Source organism: Maritalea sp. (assembly GCF_047634455.1).
Lineage (GTDB): Bacteria > Pseudomonadota > Alphaproteobacteria > Rhizobiales > Devosiaceae > Maritalea.
Genome location: NZ_JBLIAI010000040.1, coordinates 1 through 25,687, shown reverse-complemented (window position 1 = coordinate 25,687; position 25,687 = coordinate 1). Strand labels below are relative to the sequence as shown.

General features: G+C 50.4%; 26 protein-coding genes. 13 read left to right on the top strand and 13 right to left on the bottom strand.

Features of this window, described 5'->3' with window-relative positions; translation table 11 throughout:
* Positions 1 to 107: 107 nt before the first annotated feature.
* The 11 genes from ACJAZW_RS10750 to ACJAZW_RS10700 all read right to left on the bottom strand — a co-directional run bounded on the left by ACJAZW_RS10750 (position 108) and on the right by ACJAZW_RS10700 (position 12,626).
* Positions 108 to 2,570, bottom strand: a complete 2,463-nt coding sequence (locus tag ACJAZW_RS10750) for a GcvT family protein (protein ID WP_415157908.1) — start codon at positions 2,568 to 2,570, stop codon at positions 108 to 110.
* On the bottom strand, positions 2,554 to 3,249 hold the full coding sequence (locus ACJAZW_RS10745; RefSeq protein ID WP_415157906.1) for a TetR family transcriptional regulator: 696 nt from the start codon (positions 3,247 to 3,249) through the stop codon (positions 2,554 to 2,556). The genes ACJAZW_RS10750 and ACJAZW_RS10745 overlap by 17 nt, the downstream gene beginning before the upstream one ends.
* A gap of 516 nt (positions 3,250 to 3,765) precedes the next feature.
* A complete protein-coding gene (locus tag ACJAZW_RS10740) occupies positions 3,766 to 5,136 on the bottom strand; it encodes an aspartate aminotransferase family protein (protein WP_415157904.1) in 1,371 nt (456 codons plus the stop codon).
* A gap of 41 nt (positions 5,137 to 5,177) precedes the next feature.
* On the bottom strand, positions 5,178 to 6,674 hold the full coding sequence (locus ACJAZW_RS10735) for an NAD-dependent succinate-semialdehyde dehydrogenase (protein WP_415157902.1): 1,497 nt from the start codon (positions 6,672 to 6,674) through the stop codon (positions 5,178 to 5,180).
* 138 nt (positions 6,675 to 6,812) lie between these two features.
* Positions 6,813 to 7,295 (bottom strand): Lrp/AsnC family transcriptional regulator, encoded by a 483-nt coding sequence (locus tag ACJAZW_RS10730; RefSeq protein ID WP_415157900.1) that lies wholly within the window; start codon positions 7,293 to 7,295, stop codon positions 6,813 to 6,815.
* Between the two features lie 12 nt (positions 7,296 to 7,307).
* A complete protein-coding gene (locus tag ACJAZW_RS10725) occupies positions 7,308 to 8,309 on the bottom strand; it encodes a cyclodeaminase (protein WP_415157898.1) in 1,002 nt (333 codons plus the stop codon).
* The gene (gene eutB, locus ACJAZW_RS10720) at positions 8,299 to 9,300 is read right to left on the bottom strand and encodes a hydroxyectoine utilization dehydratase EutB (protein ID WP_415157896.1); all 1,002 of its coding nucleotides are present in this window, start codon (positions 9,298 to 9,300) and stop codon (positions 8,299 to 8,301) included. The genes ACJAZW_RS10725 and eutB overlap by 11 nt, the downstream gene beginning before the upstream one ends.
* Before the next feature lie 6 nt (positions 9,301 to 9,306).
* On the bottom strand, positions 9,307 to 10,122 hold the full coding sequence (gene ehuA, locus ACJAZW_RS10715; RefSeq protein WP_415157894.1) for an ectoine/hydroxyectoine ABC transporter ATP-binding protein EhuA: 816 nt from the start codon (positions 10,120 to 10,122) through the stop codon (positions 9,307 to 9,309).
* A gap of 48 nt (positions 10,123 to 10,170) precedes the next feature.
* Positions 10,171 to 10,956, bottom strand: a complete 786-nt coding sequence (gene ehuD / locus ACJAZW_RS10710) for an ectoine/hydroxyectoine ABC transporter permease subunit EhuD (RefSeq protein WP_415157892.1) — start codon at positions 10,954 to 10,956, stop codon at positions 10,171 to 10,173.
* An 8-nt stretch (positions 10,957 to 10,964) separates the two neighbouring features.
* Positions 10,965 to 11,726, bottom strand: a complete 762-nt coding sequence (gene ehuC / locus ACJAZW_RS10705) for an ectoine/hydroxyectoine ABC transporter permease subunit EhuC (protein ID WP_415157890.1) — start codon at positions 11,724 to 11,726, stop codon at positions 10,965 to 10,967.
* 96 nt (positions 11,727 to 11,822) lie between these two features.
* The gene (locus ACJAZW_RS10700) at positions 11,823 to 12,626 is read right to left on the bottom strand and encodes a transporter substrate-binding domain-containing protein (protein WP_415157888.1); all 804 of its coding nucleotides are present in this window, start codon (positions 12,624 to 12,626) and stop codon (positions 11,823 to 11,825) included.
* A 157-nt stretch (positions 12,627 to 12,783) separates the two neighbouring features.
* On the opposite strand from ACJAZW_RS10700, the gene ACJAZW_RS10695 reads away from it, so the two are divergent.
* The 6 genes from ACJAZW_RS10695 to ACJAZW_RS10670 all read left to right on the top strand — a co-directional run bounded on the left by ACJAZW_RS10695 (position 12,784) and on the right by ACJAZW_RS10670 (position 16,864).
* On the top strand, positions 12,784 to 13,968 hold the full coding sequence (locus ACJAZW_RS10695; protein WP_415157886.1) for a M24 family metallopeptidase: 1,185 nt from the start codon (positions 12,784 to 12,786) through the stop codon (positions 13,966 to 13,968).
* A gap of 4 nt (positions 13,969 to 13,972) precedes the next feature.
* On the top strand, positions 13,973 to 15,130 hold the full coding sequence (argE, locus tag ACJAZW_RS10690; RefSeq protein ID WP_415157884.1) for an acetylornithine deacetylase: 1,158 nt from the start codon (positions 13,973 to 13,975) through the stop codon (positions 15,128 to 15,130).
* 9 nt (positions 15,131 to 15,139) lie between these two features.
* Positions 15,140 to 15,850: a GntR family transcriptional regulator gene (locus ACJAZW_RS10685; protein ID WP_415157882.1), complete on the top strand. Its 711-nt coding sequence runs from the start codon at positions 15,140 to 15,142 to the stop codon at positions 15,848 to 15,850.
* A 436-nt stretch (positions 15,851 to 16,286) separates the two neighbouring features.
* A complete protein-coding gene (locus tag ACJAZW_RS10680) occupies positions 16,287 to 16,451 on the top strand; it encodes a CsbD family protein (RefSeq protein WP_415157880.1) in 165 nt (54 codons plus the stop codon).
* Positions 16,452 to 16,457: 6 nt separating this feature from the next.
* Complete coding sequence (locus ACJAZW_RS10675; RefSeq protein ID WP_415157878.1) at positions 16,458 to 16,601, top strand: hypothetical protein; 144 nt, start codon at positions 16,458 to 16,460, stop codon at positions 16,599 to 16,601.
* 98 nt (positions 16,602 to 16,699) lie between these two features.
* Positions 16,700 to 16,864 carry a DUF3309 family protein gene (locus tag ACJAZW_RS10670; protein ID WP_415157876.1) on the top strand — a complete coding sequence of 55 codons (165 nt, stop codon included), beginning with the start codon at positions 16,700 to 16,702 and terminating at the stop codon, positions 16,862 to 16,864.
* Positions 16,865 to 16,889: 25 nt separating this feature from the next.
* On the opposite strand, the gene ACJAZW_RS10665 is transcribed toward ACJAZW_RS10670, so the two are convergent.
* Positions 16,890 to 17,615, bottom strand: coding sequence for a Crp/Fnr family transcriptional regulator (locus tag ACJAZW_RS10665; protein WP_415157874.1), 726 nt, complete (start codon positions 17,613 to 17,615; stop codon positions 16,890 to 16,892).
* Between the two features lie 158 nt (positions 17,616 to 17,773).
* On the opposite strand from ACJAZW_RS10665, the gene ACJAZW_RS10660 reads away from it, so the two are divergent.
* Both ACJAZW_RS10660 and ACJAZW_RS10655 read left to right on the top strand, forming a co-directional pair.
* Entirely contained in the window at positions 17,774 to 18,016 is a 243-nt protein-coding gene (locus ACJAZW_RS10660) for a hypothetical protein (protein ID WP_415157872.1), read from the top strand.
* Between the two features lie 207 nt (positions 18,017 to 18,223).
* Positions 18,224 to 18,367 carry a hypothetical protein gene (locus ACJAZW_RS10655; RefSeq protein ID WP_415157870.1) on the top strand — a complete coding sequence of 48 codons (144 nt, stop codon included), beginning with the start codon at positions 18,224 to 18,226 and terminating at the stop codon, positions 18,365 to 18,367.
* A gap of 29 nt (positions 18,368 to 18,396) precedes the next feature.
* Here the strand turns inward: ACJAZW_RS10655 and ACJAZW_RS10650 are convergent, their stop codons facing one another.
* Positions 18,397 to 18,918 (bottom strand): hypothetical protein, encoded by a 522-nt coding sequence (locus tag ACJAZW_RS10650; RefSeq protein ID WP_415157868.1) that lies wholly within the window; start codon positions 18,916 to 18,918, stop codon positions 18,397 to 18,399.
* 270 nt (positions 18,919 to 19,188) lie between these two features.
* On the opposite strand from ACJAZW_RS10650, the gene ACJAZW_RS10645 reads away from it, so the two are divergent.
* The 5 genes from ACJAZW_RS10645 to ACJAZW_RS10625 form a co-directional block, all read left to right on the top strand.
* Positions 19,189 to 19,896 (top strand): ABC transporter ATP-binding protein, encoded by a 708-nt coding sequence (locus ACJAZW_RS10645; RefSeq protein WP_415157866.1) that lies wholly within the window; start codon positions 19,189 to 19,191, stop codon positions 19,894 to 19,896.
* Positions 19,896 to 22,442 (top strand): ABC transporter permease, encoded by a 2,547-nt coding sequence (locus ACJAZW_RS10640; protein WP_415157864.1) that lies wholly within the window; start codon positions 19,896 to 19,898, stop codon positions 22,440 to 22,442. Before ACJAZW_RS10645 ends, ACJAZW_RS10640 begins: the two co-directional genes overlap by 1 nt.
* 786 nt (positions 22,443 to 23,228) lie before the next feature.
* Positions 23,229 to 23,807, top strand: a complete 579-nt coding sequence (locus ACJAZW_RS10635; protein WP_415157862.1) for a TetR/AcrR family transcriptional regulator — start codon at positions 23,229 to 23,231, stop codon at positions 23,805 to 23,807.
* Positions 23,804 to 24,604, top strand: coding sequence for an enoyl-CoA hydratase/isomerase family protein (locus ACJAZW_RS10630; RefSeq protein ID WP_415157860.1), 801 nt, complete (start codon positions 23,804 to 23,806; stop codon positions 24,602 to 24,604). The genes ACJAZW_RS10635 and ACJAZW_RS10630 overlap by 4 nt, the downstream gene beginning before the upstream one ends.
* 2 nt (positions 24,605 to 24,606) lie before the next feature.
* Positions 24,607 to 25,687 (top strand): AMP-binding protein (locus tag ACJAZW_RS10625; protein WP_415157858.1); only part of this gene is annotated, 1,081 nt, incomplete at its 3' end.

Genomic DNA, 25,687 nt, shown 5'->3' with positions numbered 1-25,687 from the left:
AATGATGACATCATAGGATTTTTTTGGTGCCGCATCGGGCCATTGCTCCGGCCAGTTCTTGTGGCCGGAGAGCGCATTGGCAAAAAGAGAGCGCGCTGAATACCGTATCACGAGCGCAGCCTTTCATTGTCTGGATCGTAAGGGCTTTCCGGCAAAACGACCGCCTTGTACCGCTGTCCCAGAATTTCGATCTCCAACTCCTGATCTGTTTGGACAAGATCAGGACGGATCATGGCAAGGGCGAGAGATTTGTTGAGGCGGAAGCCAAAACCGCCGCCCGTCGCCCGGCCCACAACTTCGCCGTTGAGATAAATCGGGTTGTTGCCGACGACATCAGCATCCTCGCAGCCCAACACCTCAAGGGTAGCGAACGCATTCCTGGCCCCGCGCTCCTTCCAGGCGACAAGATTTTCTTTGCCGATGAAGTCACCCTTCTTCAATGCAATGAATCGATCCAAACCCGACTCATATGCCGAATATTCAATCGACATTTCCGTACCGACTAGGCGGTAAGATTTTTCAATGCGCAGATTATTCATTGCGCGAATGCCGAAGGGTTTAAGGCCATGGGCATCGCCATTTTTAAAGATCGCATCGAAAATATGGTTTTGATACTCGATCGGATGATGGATTTCCCAGCCAAGCTCACCAACAAAATTGACCCTTAAAAGTTTAACCGGCGCGTGACCGATGGAGGTCTCCTGACCGGTCAACCACGGGAAGGCTTCACTTGAAAGATCGGCACCGCATATTGGTTGCAGCAAGTCGCGCGCCTTGGGTCCAGCGACCACGAGTACGCCCATCGCGCCGGTAAGATTTTGAAACTGCACCGACCCATCTGTCGGCATTTGTTTTTTCAGCCAGTCATGGTCTAGCCGCTGCCAGGCACCCGCGGAGACGATATAGAAGCTGTCCGGGCCTTCGCGCTGCACCGTGAATTCGGAATGGACTCCGCCCAGCGGCGTGAGGCCATGCAGCAAGCCGACGCGACCTATTTTTTTCGGCAACCGGTTCGCAAGTATGTGGTCGAGGAAGGCTTCCGCCCCCGGCCCGCTTACGCGCGCCTTGGCGAACGCCGACATGTCAAGAAGGCCGACATTCTCCGCCACATTGCGGCATTCATTGCCCACATGCTCAAACCAATTCGACCGACGGAATGACCAATCGTCTTCTTGCGGCACGCCATCGGGGGCGAACCAGTTTGGTCGTTCCCAGCCGAAAAGATGTCCAAATACCGCGCCCTTTTCTTTCATCCGGTCATAGCATGGCGAGGTGCGCAGCGGCCGGGCTGCCCCGCGCTCTTCATCCGGATAATGCACCTTGAAGACATGGTCATAAGCTTCTTCGTTTTTCTTGATAAGATAAGATTTAGTGGCGTAATCCCCAAACCTTCGCGGGTCAACGCCGAGCATGTCAACGCTGGGCGTGCCTTCAACAATCCATTCCGCAAGCTGCCAACCAGCACCGCCAGCGGCGGTAATACCAAAGCTGTGCCCTTCATTCAGCCAAAAATTCTTTTTGTCCCAGGCTGGTCCCACAATCGGGTTACCGTCCGGTGTATAGGCGATTGCGCCATTATAAACTTTCTTGATGCCCAGCTTTTCGAAAATCGGCACACGATGGAACGCCGACTCGATATGCGGTATCAGGCGCTCAACATCTTCCTGAAACAGTTCATATTCGCTCTGCGCATCCGGACCATCAACGTAACAAGCCGGTGCCCCAACCTCATAGGGGCCGAGCAGGAGGCCGCCAGCTTCTTCGCGCATATACCAAGAGCCGTCGGATTCGCGCAGCACGCCCATTTCTGGCAGTCCCTTTTCGCGTCTTTCAAGAATTGCGGGGTGAGGTTCGGTGACAATAAACTGGTGCTCTACCGGCATAACCGGCAGGTCGAGCCCGACCATGGCGCCCGTTTGGCGTGCAAAATTGCCAGTGCATGAAATCACATGCTCGCACGTTACCGTGCCCTTATCCGTCTCGACTGTCCATTCGCTGTCCGGCGCCTGGCTGATGCCCGTCACCGTCGTATATCGGTGGATTTTGGCACCGAGAGAGCGTGCCCCGCGTGCAAGTGCCTGGGTGAGGTCCGCTGGTTGCACATAGCCATCATTCGGATGGCGAATGGCGCCGACAAGACCGTCTTTAACCGCCAAGGGCCATATCTCAACAACCTCATCAGGTGTTAGAAATTCAACATCCACCCCGATCGTCTGGGCGACGCCGGCATATTGGTGAAATTCATCCATCCGGTCGCGGGTTGTGGCCAAACGAATATTGGAGACTGTTCTAAGGCCCACATCCATATCGACCTCATCGCCGAGCCGGCCATAAAGCTCCACGGAATATTTGTGCAATTGGCCCACGGAATAGCTCATATTAAACAGAGGAAGCAGCCCCGCGGCGTGCCAGGTGGAGCCAGACGTTAGCTCCTTTCTCTCAATCAGGATGACATCCGTCCATCCTTTTTTTGCCAAGTGATATAGCGTCGAAACACCGACAACACCGCCGCCGATCACCACTGCGCGTGCCGTTGACGGCAGGGCTTGCTCTTTAACTTGATTGGTCATGGTTCGCTGCCTTTTGTTGTGAGCAAGTTGGGGAAACCGGGCGGTCAATCGCGTTCGTCTTTAGGTTGAACTTGAGGGCCGTCCGGCCAGTTTCCTTTGCGATGGTGGCCAAGGTGGTCTCCAAAATCCGCCAGCATTCCTCTTGGTTCACGCTCAGCGCCAATCGGCGCTCGATCCACAAACCGCGCTGCAATGCGCTTAGCTCAATGGCTTTCATGCGCGCTGCGGCGCGCGAATATCCCAGTTCGCGCAAATCTGCCGTACTATTTGAAATCATCCTAATGCTGAAAATGTGCATCAACCGGGCGACGCTTTCATCGGCACCAGAATAGGCCCAAAATTGCGGCCATATGATTGAGAAATCCGCTGCCAAATGAAACGGACTGAAATGGACTTCGAGAGATCGAGCGATCCGCCTTAGTGGGTCGGATTCTGATCGACGGATTGCAATAGTCTCTTCGCGCAACGAACGCACCATATAGCCGAAGGCCTCATAAATCAGCACGTCCTTGGTATCGAAGAAATAATGAATCGAGGCGGTCGACACCCCGGCACGCTTGGAGACCAATTTGGTGGTGAGGTTGGCGATGCCCTCCTTCGCCATAACGGAAAGAACGCCGTTAATAATGTCTTGCGGCGTATCCTTGGCGATGCCCGAATTCTTGCTTGGCTGATGCATTCCGCCTACCACCTTTGCTATGGCCCTCAAATATTGTGCCCACCAACTGACTGATCAGTTAGTAAGTCTATTGTCAGGTGCGTTAGATGTCAATCCACTGCCATTCAAATTCGCTGTCAGACTCTCGATTGTGGGCCAGTTACGCCAGCTCCTGCCCGTTTCTCGGGCACAGGTCGGCAGGGCGGAGTGGAACGAATATCCACAGCAATACCCTTGCGCAATGTTGTTGGCTATTTTGCCGTAACTGCTAACAAAATGGCGCATAAACGACGCAAAAAGCAACGCAAGCTGTATCGCTTATCCCGCGTTGCATCTCAAAATTGTTGAACTCATCAAGCATGGCTGGACACCTGAGCAGATCGCTAATCGAATGATCATCCCCTACTCTAGCGGAGACAAAGGTTGTAGTTCAGGTGGCGCTCACGTTCGTCGTCACTTGTTTCTCGCTGTTTTTGCAACTCAACCAATATACAGCGGACAGTAGTAAACCGTCCGCCGCCAAACACGTCAGCTAGTTTAGAACACCAGATTGTTCACAACCTCAGAGGTTTTTGACACCACTTCATCGGCTTCTTCATATGTGAGGCAAAATGGAGGTGCAAAGCCCAAAATATCACCTTGTGGCATTGCGCGTCCAATAACATTTTTTTCCAGCAACCCTGCTGCAACTTGCGGCCCGATCTTTTTCGAAGGGTCGAAAAATTTGCGCTTTTCTTTATCTGCGACAAATTCAACTGCACACATCATACCTTCCCCGCGCACATCGCCTACATGGGGATGATCACCGAGCGCTTGCGTCATTTGCTCGTTCAGATATTTACCGACCTTGCTTGCATTTTCTATAAGCCCAAGCTTATCGATAAGATTGAGGTTTGCGACACCTGCTGCGGCTCCAATAGGGTGCGCTGAATAGGTCCAACCATGACCAATAGGGCCGTTTTCGTCTGTACCTTTTTCCAAAACTGACCACATTTTCTCGCCTACAATGGAGCCTGAAAGTGGCGCATAGGCCGAAGTCATGCCTTTCGCGATGGTGATCAGGTCTGGCTCAATCCCATAATGCTCGGAACCAAACATCGTGCCTAAGCGACCAAAGCCTGTAACCACTTCATCTGCGACCAACAGAATATCGTATTTTTTCAACACCGCTTGGATCGCTGCCCAATAACCCTTAGGTGGTGGCACAATGCCGCCCGTACCCAAAACCGGTTCGCCAATAAAGGCGGCGATTGTGTCTGCACCTTCACGTTCAATTAGCGCTTCCAGTTCGGCAACGCAGTGGGCAACAAATTCGCCTTCCGTTTGCTTGATGTTTTTACGACCGAAATAGTAAGGCGCTTCTGTGTGCACGACTTGCGATAATGGCAAATCGAACTTTTTGTGAAACAGGTCCAAACCTGTTAGCGAGCCGGTCATCAACCCAGAGCCATGATAGCCACGCCATCGAGAAATGATCTTTTTCTTCTCACGACGACCCAATATATTATTGTAATACCAGATCAATTTGACGTTTGTTTCGTTGGCATCCGAGCCACCCAACCCAAAATAGACCTTCGACATGTTTTTGGGCGCACGGTCCAAAATCATTTTAGCCAGCGTAATCGACGCTTCGGTGCCGTGCCCAACATAAGAGTGATAATATGCTAGCTCTTTTGCCTGCTCAGCAATCGCTTCGGCTATTTCTGGTCGGCCATATCCCACATTAACGCAGTAAAGGCCTGCAAATGCATCAAGCAATTTGTTGCCATCGCGGTCCACAATATGGGCGCCGCTGCCGCCGGTAATAATGCGCGCAGGGCTTTCGCCACGCGCATGTTGCGCTAAATGGGTTGAAGGGTGGAAAAAGTTTTCGCGGTCCCATTGGTCTAATTGATCATTTTTAAGCATGTTAGTCCTTAAATTTTGCGTGATGATTGGTGCGCGCGTCACTACTCCCAGTCGCGGCAGACATATTTAATTTCAGTGAAGGCTTCTAAACCGTGGCGTGCCCCTTCGCGGGCAAGGCCGGATTGCTTGTACCCGCCAAACGGGATTGGTGCGCCGGTGACCTTGGTGCGGTTGACCGCAACCATGCCGAACTCCAAGGCCCGGGTCATGCGATAGATGCGCTTTGGATCAGAGGTGTGAAGATAAGCAATTAGGCCATATTCGGTAGAGTTTGCTTTTTTGATCACTGCTTGCTCATCGCTGAACTTTTGCACCGCCGCGACGGGACCAAATGTTTCTTCACGCATGATTTTTGCATCATCTGGCACGTCAGAGATAATTGTTGGTTCAAAAAACAGCCCGCCCAATTTATGTTGTTTGCCGCCTACCAGAACCTGAGCGCCATTCGCTACCGCGTCGGCGACATGGTCAACTTGTTTATCGAACGCGTTTTTATTCATCATTGGGCCAATATCGAGGTCTTCAATCCCCGGCCCGACTTTTAAAGCGGCGGTGGCGGCCGCAAACTTTTCACAAAATGTGTCATAGACACTTTCATGGACATAGAAGCGGTTTGCGCCCAAACAATCTTGGCCCGACGTGGAAAATTTGGCGGCAATCGCTTCTTTGATGACCCGATCAAGGTCACAATCCTCAAAGACGATGAAGGGCGCATGCCCGCCAAGCTCTAGCACAAGTATTTTCACCGTGTCCGCACATTGGCGATATAAAAGCCGCCCAATTTCAGTGGAGCCGGTAAATGACAAGGCCCTAACACGCGTATCTTTTGTCCACGGCTCAACAATCTTGGATGCTGAACCGGTGACAATGTTGATCACGCCTGGCTCAAATCCGGCTCGCTCGGCTAGCTCAGCAAGCGCAAGCGCTGAAAATGGCGTCTCAGCTGATGGGTGCGCCACCACTGTGCATCCTGCAGCCAAAGCTGCAGCTGCCTTTCTCGTCAGCATCGCAGCTGGAAAGTTCCACGGTGTTACCAGTCCGCACACACCTACCGGTTCGCGCCATAGTTCAACCTCAGCATGGTTGAAAGGCGAAGTGACGCCTTCAATATTGGGACGCTTAGTTTCCTCAGCGTAAAATTCTACAAATGAAGCTGCATAATCGATCTCACCCAATGCCTCAGACAAAGGCTTGCCCTGTTCAAAGACCATGATCTGTGCAAGATCGGACTTGTGTTCGATGATCAATTCGTACCAACGTCGCAACAATTTCGAGCGCGCTTCAGGTAGCTTTTGAGACCAAACACCAAACGCGCGATCGGCAGCATCAACCGCGGCCAGGCTCTGCTGCGTCGTCAGCGCGGAAACCTCGCCAATCCAAGTGCCGTCCGCTGGGTTGACAACCGCCGTCGATTGACCGTCAGTGCTTGCTACCCATTTGCCGTCAATATAGGAGAACTGACGCAATAATTTTGCGTCCTGCAATTCCATTATCGTACGCCCATTTTCGCGCTCCGCTAACAATTGATTTGTGCTCATATCCATCTCCCTAAACTCCAAGGAATGGTATGTGAAAATCAAAGGAAGATGGCACCAAACTCGCCGTGTATTTCAGATGAGTTGTCGTCAAATTGGTGCAACAAAAGAAGAACTCACTATTGGACCAACAGGCAGATATTATTTGGCGTCCATAAGCAAATCAAACGGGGGCATGTTCGTTTGTTTAATCGGCTTTGTCACAATATAGGTGAAGTACCGCGCCAGCCCGATTTTTTTGTCCAGCAATTCATCGATTAAGCGCTGATAGCTATCGATGCTTTTTGTGACCACTTGCATAAAGTAATCAAGACCGCCTCCAATGGCCCAACAGGCTTGGATTTCATCATATTGTTCAATTGCTGCTTCAAACTGGCGAAAGCTAGCGGCTTGATGGCTTTCCAATTCCACGGCCACAAATATTGTCACCGAGTTTGTGATCTTTTGCAAAGCGATATTGGCGCTATACGATTCAATAACTCCCGCCCCTTCCAATCGCTTGAGGCGTTCCCAACAAGCGGTTGCTGATAGGTTGACCCGTCCGGCAAGTTCGGATTTTGAAATCCGACCTTCTTGCGACAAAAGCTTGAGAATCTGAATGTCGCGCTCATCTAGTTTAAGCATAACCGAATCTCGCTAACTATTCGCTTTGAAAAGCGTGCCAAAATTGTTCTTTCGGGCCATCTCATACGCATGATTGGCAATTGCTGTATCCTGCGCGCCTGTGCCCGTGAGATCGCAAACTGTTATTTGTTCTTCGGTTTCCCGTCCTGCAGATCTGTTCACAACAATATCGCCAAGCTCTGTCGGCGTACGCCCGACCAACCATGCGCCTGCCTTAATCGCACTGCGCAACTCACCAAGTTTTTCGCATTGGGAAACGCGGTCACAAACAAAAAGGTCAGCATGCGCCGCGATTTGCGGATCAAGCTCGCCCTTACCTTCTTGGTCGGAACCCATTGCAGTTATGTGCAAGTTGGGATGTAACCAGTCCGCCTTTATCAAATGCGCGCGGGCGGGTGTTGTGGTCACCACCAGTTGAGCTTGCGCCACCAGTGTTTCCACATTTTGCGCGACCTCTGCGGGTACACCGATTTGGTTTTCTATGTCATTTGCACATTGTTGGGCGTGACCTGGGTGACGGCCCCAAACCAATACCTTTTCAAACTTTCGCTCTTCAAAAGCCGCGGCAATCTGCAAGCGGGCTTGTACACCTGTGCCGACAACACCTGCAATGCTGACCTTTTTCGGCGCGAGAAACCGCGCCGCTACGCCGCCTGCTGCAGCGGTGCGAAGATCGGTCAAATAGCCATTGTCCAAAAACACGGCCTGAACCAGTCCTGTCTTTGCGCTTAAGAGCATCATCAAGCCATTAAGGCTGGGCAATCCAATTTTGGGGTTATCAAAGAAGCCGGGCGAAACCTTAATTGCAAATCCCCCCAAGCCCGGAATATAAGCAGTTTTTACATCGACCTCAGCATTTGCGTTGGGGATATCCATAGACATGATGGGTGGCATAATCACATCTTTGTTCGCCAAAGCGGCAAAGGCTTTTTCAACCAAATCATTGATCGCCCGATCAAAGTGGAGCACAGATCTTAACTCCGCTTCCGTTACGATCAAAATGTCATCCGCCATATCGTTCCCCTTTCACGCAATAATCACCCAAAGCAATGTCTTGACCCGCAATGATCTGCGTGAAGACGTCCATGTCCAAATTTCGGCCCGTGATGATCGTTGCCGTCGGTCCTTTAACCTCCACCTTGCCGGTCAGTACGGCGGCAATCCCGACGACGCTAGCGCCCTCTGCAATCAGCCGATCTTCAAAATACAGCGCTTGTACGGCGTGATAAATCTCTTCTTCTGTCACCAAAATAATCTCATCGAGCAGATCCCGGCAAAGAGGAAAAGACAATCTATTCTCCAACCCAATGCCGCCGCCAAGGCTATCTGCGAGGCTTGGCACCTCGCCCACCTCAACGGGTTGCCCTGCAGAAATTGATGCGGCCATAGCCGCGCCTCTATCCATGGATATCCCGATGGTTCTAATCTTTGGATTAATTGCTTTGGCGGCAACACAAATGCCGGCGGCCAAACCGCCACCGGACAAAGGAACAAGAAGCGTTTCAATGTCAGGCCGTTCTTGAAGGATCTCCAAGCCAATCGTGCCCTGTCCAGCTATGACCATAGGATCATCAAACGGCGATACCTCCACAAGCCCTTCATCACGACTAAGACGCTGACTTTCGAGCATTGCCTCATCTTGGCTTTGCCCAACAATCCGCACTTCAGCGGCCAATTGTTTGATGCCGTCAACCTTTGCTTGCGGCACAAGAGCTGACATGCAAATCACCGCACGCATGTCCCGCAAGCGGGCGGCGAATGCGACTGCCCGACCATGATTGCCTGTTGAACAACAGGTAACCCCGGCCACGGCTGCATCTAAACCCATGATCGCGTTCACCGCCCCCCGAAGTTTAAATGCGCCAATGGGTTGCGCTATTTCAAGTTTGAGCAGGAAATCATGCCCTGCTTTTTGCGACAAAAATGGTGAAGGCACCAAAGGTGTATTGTCCGCATGGCCAGCAATGGATTTGCGCGCAGCAAATATATCAGACAACTCAATCATAACCGATTAGTCCGCCGATTTCACTGCACTCAGGAATTGCTGAGTACGCTCGCGCTGCGGGTTGTCAAACAAATCCTCAGGGGTACCTTGTTCTTCAATTTTTCCATCAAAGAAAAGGCAAACTCTATCCGATATATCCCGAGCAAAACCCATTTGATGGGTCACCATGAGCATTGTCAAATTGTGCTCAGTAACGAGTTTTTTAATCACATTTGTCACTTCACCAATAACTTCTGGATCGAGTGCTGAGGTGACTTCATCCAACAGCATGACTTTTGGACGCATGCATAGCGCGCGCGCAATCGCGACACGTTGTTGCTGGCCACCAGAAAGCCTTATCGGATGTTGATCCTTTTTTTCTGCCAATCCCACCATTTCGAGCATTTCTTCTGCTCGTTCAGTCGCGTCCTTTTTACTCATGTTGAGAACATGGATGGGCGCTTCAATACAGTTTTGAAGCGCAGTCATATGCGGGAACAGGTTAAAATGCTGGAAGCACATGCCAATGTCCCCTTTGACTGAACGCACATATTTGTCGGATGCGGGCACCAAAGTGCCGTTTTTATCCATATGCGTTAACGGCTTCCCATCAACGTAAATCACGCCGCCATTAATTTTTTCCAATGTCATCAGCATCCGCAAAACGGTCGTTTTGCCTGAGCCAGACGGGCCAATGACAGTGACCATTTCGCTCGGTTGGATATCGAGGTTGAGCGAGTCTAGAACAGTCAAGTCGCCATATCGCTTGGTCACATTCATAAATCGAACCATCGGCACGTCATCACCTGTCAATTCTAACGGGTAACGGGACATATCTTCCATTTTATGAACCTTCTTGTTGATGAGTTGGGACTGCTAAGGCGTTCATTTTCATCGCGTCATACCCATCTTGCGACGGACAAATGTCTCAAACATTCGCAAAACAGCCGCAGTCGGCAGTGAAAGCGTTAAAAAGATCAACCCCACAATTGTCATGACTTCGGTATAGCGCCAATATTCCGAGCCGATTGCGGTGGCCACATGCATCATTTCCGCGACACCAATAACCATCAACATGGGCGTGTCTTTAAATATGCCAATCAGATAGTTGCCCATGCCGGGCAGTGCCAACGGGAGAGCTTGCGGCACAATGATGCCAAAAAAAGTGCGTCTGGCAGGCAAATTAAGTGCGATACACGCTTCAGTTTGTCCTGCTGGCACGGCGTTTAGTGCGCCACGATACACTTCGGATAAATAGGCTGCATAATGCAATCCAATGGCGGTCATGCCCGCAACCCAGGGGCTTAACGTGATGCCAAATTGGGGGCCAACAAAGAATACAAAAAATATCTGCACCACTAACGGTGTGGAACGGATAAACTCAACCAGTTCGCGCACGATGTGCGTCAATATTTTGCTGCGTGTGCGCTGACCAATTGCAAATACCAAACCAACAACCATCGCTATAGCGTATCCAAGGAACACTGCGGTCAGTGTATTTCCCAATGCGCCAAGCAGTGTACCGCTAACTGCTGGGTCTTTACATGCTGCTGCAAAACCTAAATCGGTGTATGCGGTACCAAAAAGTTTGGGAAATACAACGCATTGCACGAGTTCCCAATCCCAATCTAACCTTGCACCGACCTGTGCGAAATAGTCCGTGATGAAATCAAACATACTGGTTCCTAATTTCGCTTGAGGTTGCGCGACATCCACGCTTCGAGGAAACGCATCAATGGCGTGATGACCAGCCTTGCGATTAAATAGTAAATGATCAAAATTGTGCCAAATGTCTCAATGGCCGCGTAACTTAGCGAATACACTTGTCTTGATTGAAACATGAGGTCCGTAACGCTGATCAGGCCCACTAGAGCAGTCCCTTTGAGCAGTTCAATCAGCAGATTACCCCAAGCTGGTAGCATGATGACAACTGCCTGCGGAAATATGATGCGTCGCATACGCAAGCGCGAAGACATATTGAGCGCATATGCCGCTTCATATTGGCCGCGCGGTACTGCCTGTATGGCGCCGCGCACAACTTCCGCTCCGTATGCGCCCAGATTTAATCCTACGGCGACAAAGCCTGCAGGATATGGGTCCAAAACCACACCAAAGAACGGCAAAACATAAAAAATCCAGAATAATTGCACAATCAAAGAAGTGCCGCGGAAAAACTCAATATAGGTGGTTGAGATTGAACGGATGAGAAACGAATTCGAAACGCGCCCCACGCCAAAAACTGTGGCCATCGCAACTGCGACGACAATAGCCAACACTGTTTGCTCCAAGGTTATGAAGGTGCCATCAACTAAGCGATCACCGAATTTGGCGAGAAATTCTGGATAACTGTCAACGCGGCCTGAAACTTCGACCCCGCTCAGTATGCCTGCCAAAAAAACCTTAATAGCAGTTTGAATACCCTCGTAGATACTTACGATAGGTCCCATTGCTGACCTCTATGCCGGTTTGAGTGAATGAATGATAGGAGCCCAAACAAAGTCGGGCTCCAATATCAACCGTTTTGGCAGCTCTGAGTTTCAGAGCTAATCGTTAGCGTGAAGCAAACATGCTTCACCAACAGTCACGTTGCCGGGCAGATTGGCTTTCGAATAGCCATATTCTGCAACATCGGCCAACATTTTTTCAGTGCCTACATATTCATGAATTGCTGCGTTCACTGAGGTTCTGAGCTTATGATTATCTTTGGTGAAGCCAAAACCAACATAATATGTTGAACCAGGAATTGGTGCCATGGTCAGGTTGTCATTATTGGCAATCGCTTCCGCTGCGGTGAACACAGTTACACCACCAGCAATGGCGCGCCCAGCTTCGACGGCTGCGATGATTTCGGCTGGTCCAGGCACTTCAAGAATTTTATCAGGTGCCCCACCCGCATCGGCCCAAGCCGCTACTTGGTTGTAGCCTGCGCCTGTCACAAAAACTTGGCCGGAATCAATGATGTCCTGATATGAAGCAACACCGGCGTCCCCACTCATGACGAATGCGTCATAGGCTTGCATTATGGGATCTGAAAAAGCAATTGCGTTGCAACGAGATGGTGTGATGTACAATCCGCCTGTAACCATGTCAGAGCGACCAGCGTCTAGTCCAGGGATCAAACCGCCCCATTCGCTGACCACAGACTCGGTGCCATCATAGCCTGCCGCCTTTAATACATTTAGCGCGATGACGTTTACAAAACCGAGCGGTTCATTTCCGTCGCCGGGATAAGCCCAGGGCACTTCATTGGCAAATCCAATTTTGACAGTTTCTGCATAAGCACCCACAGCTGAAAACGCAGTGAGCGACGCGGCAGCGGCCGCAGCTAAAATTGTTGTGAATTTCATTTTACTTCCTCCTCTTAAATTTTCCCAGTTGTATACATCATGACCATACAGTTTGCGTTGTCAAATACAAAATTCCCGTTCAATGGGCAATCATGACGCTTGACCTGCATGTGTTTTTGGTTTGTTGTACACATCTATTGCATTTTGGGAGTTTGCGATGATTGTGAAAAATATACCATTTTCTTCAGGTGAGTATGCGCGGCGGCTGAAAAAGGTTCGCCTATCCATGACAAAAAATGGGATTGATGTGTTGTTTATCGAAGACCCTTCAAACATGTCGTGGCTTACGGGCTATGATGGGTGGTCTTTTTATGTGCATCAGGGCGTCATTATATTACTCGACCAAGATCCAATTTGGTGGGGCCGCTTACAAGATGCGAATGGTGCGCTGCGGACCGTGTGGATGGCGGATGAAAACATCACCTTTTATTCAGACAACTATGTGCAATCTACCGAGCGTCATCCAATGCAAAATCTGGCGCAACTGCTGGAACAAAAAGGATATGCAAACAAGTCGATCGGCGTTGAGTTGGACAATTATTACTTCTCAGCCAAGGCTTATTTAACGCTGCAATCAAGCCTTCCCAACGCAAATTTTGTTGATGCCACAGCGCTAGTGAACTGGCAGCGGCTCATAAAGAGTGAGGAAGAAATCGTCTATATGCGCAAGGCAGCCAAGATTTCCAACAAGATCATTGACGGGGTCGTGGAGCGAATCGCGCCTGGACTAAAAAAGAACGATATGGTGGCTGAAATCTATGCCGATGCGATAAAAGGAGCCGGCGATGACTGGGGCGATTACCCAGCTATTGTTCCACTATTGCCAAGCGGTTCGGATGCAGCGGCACCGCACCTTACTTGGGACGGGCGAGAATTTGAGAATGACCAAGCCACCTTCTTTGAAATTTCGGGGTGCTTTCGCCGATACCACGCGCCTTTAAGTCGCACCATATATCTCGGCAAACCGCCGCAGTTTATGCTCGACGCTGAAAAGGCATTGGTTGCTGGCATTGAAGCGGGCATTGAAACCGCTGTCGCGGGGGCAAGAACGAAGGATGTAGCTGTAGTGCTAGCCACAGAACTTGAAAAGGTAGGCATCACACGATCTTCTCGCGCAGGCTACCCCATAGGCATTTCGTATCCGCCGGATTGGGGTGAAAGAACCGCTTCTATCCGCGTCGAGGACGATACCGTTCTTCAACCCGGCATGACATTTCACTTTATGCCCGGAATTTGGGAAGCTGATTGGGGATTAGAAATCACCGAAAGTATCCTGATCAAAGAAACTGGGCCCGCCGAGTGCCTTTGCAACCAACCTCGAAAACTGTTCGTGAAAGACTAGGCAGATGCGTGACAATTTCGAGCAAATTTTTGCGGACCTTATTGCATTTCCCACTATTTCTGCGGACAGCAATCTTGATCTAATCAATTATGTTGCCAACCAACTCGAAGGGGTTGGCGCGGCAATTGAACTGCAACAGGATATAACAGGCAACAAGGCCAACATCTTTGCCACAATCGGAGAAGATATGCCCGGCGGCATTGTTTTATCGGGCCACGCAGATGTGGTACCGGTTTTTGATCAAACGTGGGCCAGAAATCCATTTCTGCTCTCCGCAGACAAAGACAAATATTACGGGCGCGGCACCTGCGATATGAAAGGCTTTATTGCGGTCGTCTTGTCGATGGCGCCTTTGTTTTCTGAACTCAAACTTAAAAGACCGATCCATTTTGCCTTCACTTATGACGAGGAAGTGGGCTGCTTAGGCGGGCGAGAACTCGCCAGTCTTTTGCAAAAACGCCCACACATGCCCGCCGCGGCAATTGTGGGAGAGCCAACCCAAATGAAAATTGTCGACGGGCACAAAGGCTGTTGCGAATATACCGTACATTTTGAAGGTTTGGCAGGGCACGGCTCCATGCCAGATCGGGGTGTTAACGCCGCAGAATATGCTGCAAAATTTGTTTCAAAACTTTTGGAATTGCGCGAACTATTGAAAAAGCGTGCACCAGCCGACAGCGCGTTCGATCCCCCTTGGACGACTATAAATCTAGGTCGCTTGGCAGGCGGTGCTGTCCACAATGTAATTGTCAGTCACGCAGAAGTGGACTGGGAAATGCGCCCTGTTTCCCACTTTGATGCGGACTGGGTAAAGAGCACGCTGAAAGAATATTGCGAAATTGAATTGTTGCCTGCAATGCGTGCCGTTTGGCCCGATGCCAATATCACCACCCATACAATTGGTGAGGTTTTGGGTCTTGAGCCCATGGCCTCGAACGCCGCACGCGAACTCGTCGCACGGTTGACCGGTGCAAATGACTCCCATTTGGTGGCATTTGGCACCGAGGCTGGACTGTTTCAACAATTAGGTGTTGAGACTATTGTTTGCGGACCTGGGTCAATCGAACAGGCCCACAAAGCGGATGAGTTTATTGAAATCGCGCAGCTCGAAGAATGCCAACAGCTGATTGAAAAGCTTGCCTATTCCATGGCTGAGGGCTAATTCAGAGTTATGGGCAAAATCCACAACAAAAAATCGCAAGACACAGAAAAGAAGGCGGAAAGTACGGCCGGTCGTCGTTTCCGGCAAATATACGAAGAAATCCGCTCGCGCATTTCTCTGCTCGATTACCCGCCTGGCACTCGCTTGCGTGAAGAAGACCTCGCAGAAGAATTTGGCGTAAGTCGCACCCCGTTGCGGCGCGTTCTGTTTCGCTTGCAAAGCGAAGGGCTACTGGAGTCGGTACAGGGTGTGGGCACGATTGTTACCGACATCTCAAACGAAGACCTTTATCAGGTCTATCAGTTGCGCATGGAATTGGCGCCACTTTTAGCGCGCTTATCGCCTTTGCCAATTACGGTGGAAACAGTTTCCCTTTTTGAGGACCTTTTTCGCCAAAGCGAAGAACTGACCAGAAATCCAACCGCGCGCGGCTACTGTGTTGTCAATATTTCAACTTTCCATGCGCTAGCCAATCTAACCGCCAATGCACCATTGCGAAAAGCGATGGAGTTGCACTTCTACCAAACCGCCAGCATTTGGCTTAAATCGCTTGGTCCAGATGATGTGGAAATTGAGTGTCAAAACTTACATAGTGAAATTCGCGACTTTTATCATGCAGTCAGAATAGGTGACATTGATGCCTTAAGCCACCTATGGCGTGCCCATACTTCTGCCAGCGTGACACGGTTGCGACAAAAACTTGGCAGTTCGATCGACTAACAGGCGTTTGACGCGCAGGATAGTCCAATAATATCCGAAGCCATCATTTAACAACAAGTCGCAGTTCAGTCAGCGCTCACACCCCTAGCTAGTCTTGCCAAGAACCAAAATTTCGCATCTCTTTACGCGAATTAAGTAAACTGTCACCGTAATATTTGTCACCGTAATATTCATGGGTCAGGCCGGACATCATCAGAATGGACCCAAAAGCCCAGAACACTAGCAATCAAACATCAGGGTTTGTTGAAAGCGGCCAATCCCTATCCTCTTGGACCGACGATGGTGGTAAGATCACAAAGTAGGTTTCTGCCATGTGGAAAACCAAAAAGTGGATTGAGCCCAAGCTAACCTACATCAGTGCAGGTTAGTTTGGTCACCACTATTGTACGAACAGTCTACAAGTCTCTTGTCAGGCACTAAAATAAAAGGAAATACAATGGACAAAGACCAAGTAATTGGCTCAGCAAAAGTCGTAAAAGGCAAAGTCAAAGTCGCAATCGGCAAAGCCATAGGCGACCCGAAACTGCAGTTGCAAGGTGAGGCCGACAAAGTGGTAGGTAAAGTCCAAAATACTATCGGCGACATCAAAGACAAAAAGTAGAACAATGTGAAAAATCGAAATCTACTACTCATCTTGATCGCAATGTTTGCCATCGCTGCGGCGGTAACAGGTTATCTGTATTACCAAGAACAACAAAGCGGCATTAAAATTGAGATCAATAAAGATGGCATTTCCATCGACGGAAAATAAGCGAACAGCACAAATCCGCCTTTTTTCCGCGCATCCATTAGCTTAAACATTGGGGCCACTCGCAATACGAGCTGATCCCAAGATTTGGAGTACACAAAATGTCGCTTGGCATCATCCTTATCGTTATACTGATAGTTTTTCTGTTGGGCGGATTTAGCGGGCGCTTTGGCGGCTATGGATACGGCTATGGGCACACTGGCGTTGGTGTACTGGGAACAGTTCTAATCGTACTATTCATCTTAATGCTGCTTGGTCGAATCTAACGGTTTTGGTATAGCGATATTTCCTTTAAACTAGGATTGGTCCAATCTGATCCAGATAAGTCGGATCAAACTCCGCAAATGTCGCAAGAGCATCATAATCATCGAAGGTCACTAATCCCTCGCGAAACGTGACCATGCCTTTGTCTCTTAACTTACGCAGCACCCGATTAACGTGGACTGCGCTCAACCCAAGTGCATCCGCCAAATGATATTGTGTAAGTGGGCAAGCATAACCTTCTCTACTCCCCAGCCCAACCAATGACAGTCTAGTGCCCAGTTCCAACAGGAAATGTGCCATACGTGCACCAGCGGAGCACCGCCCGATGTCGACCAGGTGTTCCACAACCATTGCCTCGTCACGAGATGTGGCCCACAAGATGGCCATGGCCAGGCGCGGTGTCTTAACGAAGGCGTCCAGCAGATCCGACGCCAACACTTCGGTCACTTCAATATCGGTGACTGGCTCAACATTGTGGTCGGACGTGTGCAAGAGAACGCTCCGCAAACCCAAGAAATCTCCCGGTATTTGAAAGTCAACAATTTGTCGTTCGCCATCTCGAAGCAGCTTGTATGAACAGGCCCATCCCGAAGCAAGGATATAGGCGGCCTGATCAGACTGTCCCTGGTGGACAAGGTCACGGCCGGCCACGAAGATACGTTTGCGCTTGTTCAACGAATCCAACACACTCAGTTCGGTGGCAGACAGCTTAACAAAGGCTCCAAGCTTACGGGCAAGAGAACTAGCGATCATCTTTGGTGCTCGTTTGTCACAAACAAACGCTCAAACGCAAAAACAATTGCATCAATACTGATGTCAATCAGCGCGGCGTTGGCAAATATTTGACAGCCTGCACAGGGCACAATTTGGATATTCTGAACAGGTGCAGTCCTTTTTAAGGAATATATAGCATGAAAAACCGCAACACCTATTCAGGAATCGCCGCTCTTTCGATATGCGAAGCGCTGCTTCTGGCGTTAAATGATGCAAAAATCCTACCCGAAGACGAGATAATAGGTGTGCTGAAAGACTCCTCGGCTTCTCATGAGGGTGCCATTGAGGATGGCGGAGTTAATAATGAAATGCACTTAGCAGTGGCAAAACTGATAAATCAGATAATTGCAGGCGGTAATTCTGTTCGCAGACCATCATAATCGTGTGTCAAATTTAGCAAAATAAAATTGAAGCCATAAAAACGCTTGTGCCAGATGTTTATCACAAGCAATAGGCAGTCTCATTTTCGAACGGGCCGTAAACTCGGACAGGTGCACACAGTCTCGGGCCAATAATTGGCGGTTTTTTAAGTCGTAGACAAAACCAGATGTAAGGATCGGGTAAATCACGATTGTTGGGGCGAATGGATGTCCGTATTTCGCGCAACCGACACGTTGATCTCGATAGCGTTGCCCCGTGCGCTCAATGTCAAAACGCCGAGAAAATGCCTGGGTTGGAAAACACTGGCTGAAATGTTCAAAGAAAAAATGCTGGAGGAAACCAAGTTTTAAACAATGGTCTGGTGGTTTACCGCCTTGGGCTATCTAGCAAAGGGTACGTCGGCCGTCATCACATTGCCGGAATCGTTGAACTCGACTTCAAAATAGACGATGATTGAATCGCCCTCAAGCACGAGCCGCGCTCCAACGCGCACGTCGCTACCGCCACGGTCCTTTTTCTTCTCTTTCAGGTTAAAACTGATTGTGTTGCCCCTCTGAATGCCGACGGCCAACCCGGTGAACCCGACATTCGTACTCATAGCGCCTTCATAGCGCCGACTCTCGTCGATATAGGCAATCGTGCCGTTGACCGAAAGTGTCGTCGTGATCAAGGTACAACGACCCGAATAGTTGATTTTGGCTTGAATGCCTTTCGTGACGGAAAGCCGACATCGGAATGGGTCGGGTTTGTCGCTCCCGACCAAGACACTTTCGCCACGCCAATTGCCGATATAGGAACTAAGCAGTGCCTGTTCCTTGTTGCCTGACTGGGCAGCGCTGGCACCCACAATGGACAAACAAAACGTCAATATCGCTGCCAATATCTTTGAGATTTTTATCACGATTCGCTGGCCTATACGTTCCTAAGAGACAGATGTTGCATATATTCGCGCATATTAAATAGTAAAGCCGACCATCTTTGGACTAAAAAAATACTAATTTTACAGATTCGTGCGCACAAAATGCAAAAAACGTCGAAGAATGATGGACAATAGTCGCGAATGGCGCATTATTTTAGACCAAACGTTAATCCAATCTCGTGTCGGCTTCCCCAAAGAATCGGGTAGTGTTGAAGAAGATTAAGTGAATCGTGTCGCATGGAGGCGGATTAAGTGAGTAGCTCAGGTGCACCAATAATCAACGCCGCCAATGTGAATTACAGTTTGGAAATCGCCTCTGGCAATTTGCAAATCCTGCGGAATGTGTCGCTTCGGGTTGAACCCGCCGAAGTTGTGGCCATTGTCGGCCCATCTGGCAGCGGCAAAACTTCACTTTTGATGTTGTTGGCCGGGCTTGAACAGGCAACATCGGGACAAATAGTTGTAAATGGCGAAGAGCTTTCGGGGTTGAGTGAAGACGATCTCGCCCGTTTTCGCCGCAATACTCTTGCTATTGTCTTTCAAAGCTTTCATCTCATTCCTTCCCTGTCGACCCTTGATAATGTTGGTTTAGCACTCGAAATCGCGTCCCCCGATCTTTCCTTGTCTCAAGTGCGCAAAAAGGCAACTGAAGCGCTCGCCTCTGTTGGGTTAGAAGATCGGCTTGATCATCGGCCCTCCGCCCTTTCGGGCGGAGAACAGCAACGCGTGGGGCTGGCGCGGGCAATGGTGACCAACCCGGCTTTATTGTTGGCGGACGAACCGACTGGCAATCTCGATCAAAAGACCGGCGAGTTGGTGATTGAGTTATTGTTCGACCTCGCGCGCGAACGGGGCACATCTGTGGTGCTTGTCACCCATGATTCAAAATTGGCGGCACGTGCCGATAGAGTGGTGACCATGACCAAAGGCGAATTGTCCGAAAACCAGGACGGTCGCTGATGCTCGCTATTCGCGCCGCCGTTCGTACTGGTTTGTTGGACATGCGTGGCGACCTACGTCGGTTTGTCTTACTTGTGATTTGTCTCGCCGTTGGGACGGCTTTGATCGCAGGCGTTGGCTTTGTGGGTGCCAGCATCACCCGCGCTGTCGATTTGGATGCCGCCAAGCTGATGGGAGGCGACTTGGAACTGTCGCGTGCTGACCGTTGGGCAACAGAACAAGAACTTGAACAGTTGGCCGGCTTCGGGACAATTTCGACTGTGCTGGATACGAATCTGCGTGCCCAAGCGGAGGACCGCGACGCCTTTGTCGACTTAATGGCAATTGGCGAAACATATCCCCTGCTTGGCCAGGTTTTAAGTCAACCACCGCAAGACGATTCCTCTGTTTTTGAGTTTTTGTCAGAAACTGATGGTGTCTATGGTGCGCTGATTGACCCCCTTATGCTTGATCAACTTGATCTTAAAGTGGGAGACACTTTTAACCTTGGTGGTACCACTTTTCAGGCGCGGGGCCAGCTGTTGCAATTGCCCGATGGTCCGGTACGCGGCTACAGGTTGGGCTTAACAACCTTGATTACCACAGCAGGGTTAAGAACGATATCTGATCGCTCATCCCCCCTCCCCGGACTGGGCAATTGGTTCCGCTACAAGTTGCTGCTTGAAAACCAAAACCGCGATAGTGTGAAAGCCGACCTTGAGCGCACCTTCGCCGATTCTGGCTGGACCGTGCGCACCGCGCGCGATGGCTTGGGCGCAATGGTGCGGTATTACGACCAATTCATGCGCTTTCTTGTAATTGTCGGCCTGGGGTCCTTGCTGATTGGCGGCGTGAGCGTTTGGACTGGCATGCAGGCCTATATCGCTGAACGCTCGAGCGTCATAGCCGTTATGCGCAGCATGGGCGCTGCGCGATCGCGTATCTTTGTTCATTTCTTTTCTCAAGTGACAATGCTCGCAACCGTCGGCGTCATCATTGGTTTGACCGTGGGTTTGGGAACTGCAATTGTGCTTCTTCCGCTGATTGGGGAAGCCATAGGGGTGAACCTTGCACCAACGACACAATTGCAGCCAGCGCTTGTGGCAGCAGGCAGTGGTTTTCTGACCGCATTCGCATTTTCATACATACCTTTGCAGCAGGCACAAGCCGTTCGTCCGGTGCTCCTATTCCGCGCGAAGGGATTGTCAGTGCTACCAATGAATTGGCACGCGCTTGCAGGACCTTGGCAGATTTTGCTTCTTATCATTTCCATTGTCGCATTTGTTGGCCTGGCGTTTGCCATGACAGGCGATCTGGTTCTGGTTGCAGCGTTTGGGGCCGCAAGTGCCCTGTCGGCTATCGCATTGCATCTGTTTGTGCGGCTTATTCAGACCGCACTTTCGTCGCTGCCCGAGCCATCAGCAAAACTGTTGCGACGCGCGCTGCGTGCCATTTTAGGGTCTGGGTCCAACGCGTCAGCAGTTGTCGTGTCAGTGGGTATGGCAATGGCTATGCTCATTCTGGTGATGGTGCTGCAAACTAATTTGCGACAGGAATTTTTGGGGGCCTCTGCCTTCGATGTACCCACTTTGGTCGCCGCGGATCTATTCCCGGATGAGGTCGAAATTATTGAAGATATGGTTGGGCCAAGGAGCGATATTACTTTCCTTGACTCATTGCCCATGCTGCGCAGTGCACTGGTCGAGATCAACAATGCCCCCGCAGCTTCTGTTCGCACACGTGGTCCAGAGGCAACTTTTTTACTCTCTGGCGAAGTTCCAGTGACGTTTCGCACTCAGCTGCCCAAATCATCCAAAATTGTTGCAGGCGAATGGTGGCCTGAAAATTATCAGGGTCCTGGGCTTGTGTCCTTGCACCAAAGCCTGCGCTCAGGTTTGGGCGTCGACATTGGCGACACGTTGACATTTGCCGTTTTTGGGGAATGGGTGACTGTTAAAATCGCCAATTTCCGTGATTATTCTTGGCAAGGTGGCATTGATTTTCTCGTCACATTTTCCCCCGGCGTCCTTGAGCAATACCCCACAACTTTGTTTGCTGCGGTAACCGCCGCGCCGGGCCGGGAAAATGCGGTGGAACGCGTGCTCGCAACAGCATTGCGTGATGTTCGCTTCATCGCCATCGGCGACACACTAAAGCAGATCACTGGTGCCTTGAGCCAACTCTCCGTCGCGGCATCACTGGTGGGCGGGTTGGCAGTTGGCAATGGTTTACTGGTATTAATAGGCAGCCTCGCCACCGGCCGACGACAGCGCGAAGCTGATACATTAATTACCAGAGTGCTTGGCGCCACGCGGTGGACACTCATCGCCACCGCCCTCGTACAATACTGTATCCTGGCCGCTATCGCCGCGCTGCCTGCAACTTTGATTGGCGTCGGCTTGGGTTGGCTTGTTAGTCTTGTGATGCTCGACGTCGATTTTACCCTTGGTACTGACGTCCTTGGTGTTGTGCTGCTTTTGGCAATCTTTACCACCACATTGCTCGGCGGCACGACAATCCTTCGCGCTGCCTCAGCGCGCCCTGCCCGGCTATTGCGTGATCTTTAAACCATCAAGCGTGCATGTCCGCTTTGCGAGTTTTCTGCGGTGTAGCGAATGGCGGCCTTTCTGAGATAGTCAGGGTATTTACAGCCGACTTAATTGAAGGGATCGAGCTGGGATTCAAGCGGTCCTCCAACAATATTTAGTGCCTGTACATTCTGAGAAAAAAGGTGACCCCGGATTGGCCTTGCGTGGCGTGAACGCCACTTCGTTGTCCGGGGAGGCCAAAAGGAGGGTAGTGGTTTGTTCTCATTAGCCCTGCACTTGCAATCCCACAATGGCCCCTCGTGTCGAGCACCAGGGTGACGAGGGCAAATTATCTTTTGATTGCAGTTTAGGCCCGCGCTTAATGCGGAAGAGGTTTCCCTCCCCCTTTGTGGGGAGGGATTAAGGGTGGGGGGGAATATACATCATCGGAATCAGATTGGTTACTCGTTGAACGCGATGACGACGCGCTGACGGCACGTTTGTACCGTTGGTTGTCGTTGCAGATGTGGAAATGGGACAAGGTTTCAGCCGCATCAACCGCGAGAATGGGATACGCACTGTAACGGTACAGGCCGCAATCACTTCTTCGACGCGAAGATGCCAAAAGTCGTCGGCTATTTTGTAGTAACGGCCACCACAATGACACCAGAGCGGCGCATCAGACAATGCAAGTTTTACCGCCATCCTTGTTGCGCGCAGCTTAAATTTGATTGGTGGATTTTGCGATATCCAAATTTTGCATTATTGACCGACCACAATCAAGATGTTAAACATGAATCATAATTCATGTTTTACGGAGACATCGTGACCCCCAAGACCAAACGTGGAAAAAACCGCCGAGAAAAGATTTTGCGCGCCGCCGAAAAAGTGTTTGGCACTATGGGGTTCGCGGATGCCTCGATTACCGATATCACGCGCGAGGCTGACACTGCGCAAGGCACACTCTACATCTATTTTAAAGGCAAGGAGCAAGTTTTTTCTGAACTCGTGGAAGAGATGGGTCATCTGACACGGGAGGTCATTGCCCAATCGGTTGCGGGATCAAGCACGCGACTAGAGGCCGAGAAGCGTGGCCTGAAGGCGTTCCTTGAATTTGTTCGCCAACGTCCTGAACTTTACACAATTGTTGAAGAAGCGCGGTTTGTTGACCCGGCGGCTTACAAATCCTATTTCACCAATTTTGCCCAAGCCTATCAGACCGGGTTGGAAGAAGCCCAAGCATTGGGCGAAATCAGTAAAAGCGATAGTGAAGTGCGGGCCTGGGCCCTTATGGGAATCGCCAAAGCGCTTGGTGAACGATACGCCGTTTTGGACAGTTCGACAGACATTGACCATGTGGTGGATGTTGCATTTGACCTGATTGAAAACGGGTTGAGGGCATGAGCGAAAAGTTGGTCATATCATACCCAATTGATCACCTCCCCAACCAAGTGGTTGGTCACCAAATCTGCTTAAACAATATAGGCCGTGCCAATGCCCTTGTGCCCGAACTGATAAGCGCGCTTGCTGCAGCTTTGGATGAGGCGGAAAATGCGCAGGCAAAACTGATCATTCTTTGTGCCAACGGCAAGCATTTTTCCACTGGTGGCGACATTCAGCGTTTTTCCGCAGCATGTGCAAATGGCAATGGTGAAAGCTATGCCCGCAATTTGGTTAGTCAATTGCAGGCTGTTGTTCTGAAAATGCTCAGCATGCCCGCAATCATTATTGTTGGTGCACAGGGCGCCATCACCGGTGGCAGTTGCGGCCTGTTTTTTGCGGCAGACATTGGCGTTTTGGATCGCACAAGTTTCATCCAACCTTTTTACCGCGAAGTTGGCTTTGCCCCAGATGGGGGCTGGACAGCTTTGCTGCCTGAAATCATCGGACCAAAACACGCTGCCGCCATTTTGCATCAAAACCTGCAGATTGACGCAAATCAGGCTGTGCAAATGGGCATTGCCCAGCACATTGCAGAGCATGAAGACGTTACCGCAAAAGCCCACGCGATTGCGCTTGAGCTTGCCTCTGTACCAAATATTGCAGCACTGATTGCCGCCAAACAACTTATTTGGACCAAGGACCGTTTGAGCGTAGTTGAAGCAGGCCTTGACGCAGAAACACAGGCGTTTATTGATCTTTTCAACCAGCCGCACATGCCAACAACTTTAGACAATTTTCGACCATCGCGGGCAGGCTAATCATGTTTGAAACAGTGCCTGACATGGCCGCAAAACGGGCCGAACTGTCCCCCAACAAAGTTGCATTTAGCGCGACAGAAACCGGTAAAGAATGGACATATGCCCAAATTGATCAGGGCGCAAATGCCCTTGCACATGCCCTAAAAAAGCTTGGATTAGCAGCCGGCGAACGGATCGGTATCCTAACGCACAATAATGTAGAATTCTTCATCACCTTATTTGCCTGTCAAAAAGCAAACCTCATTCTTGCCCCCCTAAATTGGCGCCAACCGGCAGCCGAATTAGTTGATGTTGTGGCCAGCGTTGGCATTTCCATTTTGATCTATGATGCACATGGCGAAGAAACAGGCCTCCACCTGGCGCGACAATTTAGCGTGCCAACGATTGGCATCGGCAACACCATCAATCACGACCACCATTTTGATGCGCTAACAAATGAAAACGGCGCACCGATAAACCAAACTGTGGACACAAATGCGCCCTGGTATTTGTTGTTTACATCTGGCACCACCGGCACACCAAAAGCCGTCATCCAAACAGCCAAAATGGCATGGGCCAATACGATTAACATCGGGCAAGCGATCGGCTTGACGAGCGACGATACCAGCGTGAACTATTTGCCAATGTTTCACACGGCGGGGATTAATCTTTACACCCTGCCCGTGTTTTTAAATGGTGGTCATTCAACTATCGTTCCCCAGTTTGATGCAAACATTTTGGTGTCGCTGATCAATCAAAAGAAAATCTCCAAATTCTTTGGCGTGCCCGCCATCTATCAAGCGCTCAGCTTAAGAGAAGACTTCTCCGATCTGGATTTCACCGGCATCAAATTTGGCTGTGGCGGCGCGGCTTTGCCTGCTGATTTGATCAGCCAATATGCCGAGCGGGGCGCGTATATTTGCAACGGATTTGGGATGACAGAAACGGGTCCAACTGCCTTCTTTATGGACGAAGCCAATGTTAAGCACAAAATTGGTGCGGTTGGTAAAGCCCAAATACTCACGCAAATGCGGCTCGATGGCATTGCCCACGGCGCGCCTGGTGAAGGCGAAGTGCAATTTTATGGCCCCGCCATTACCCCCG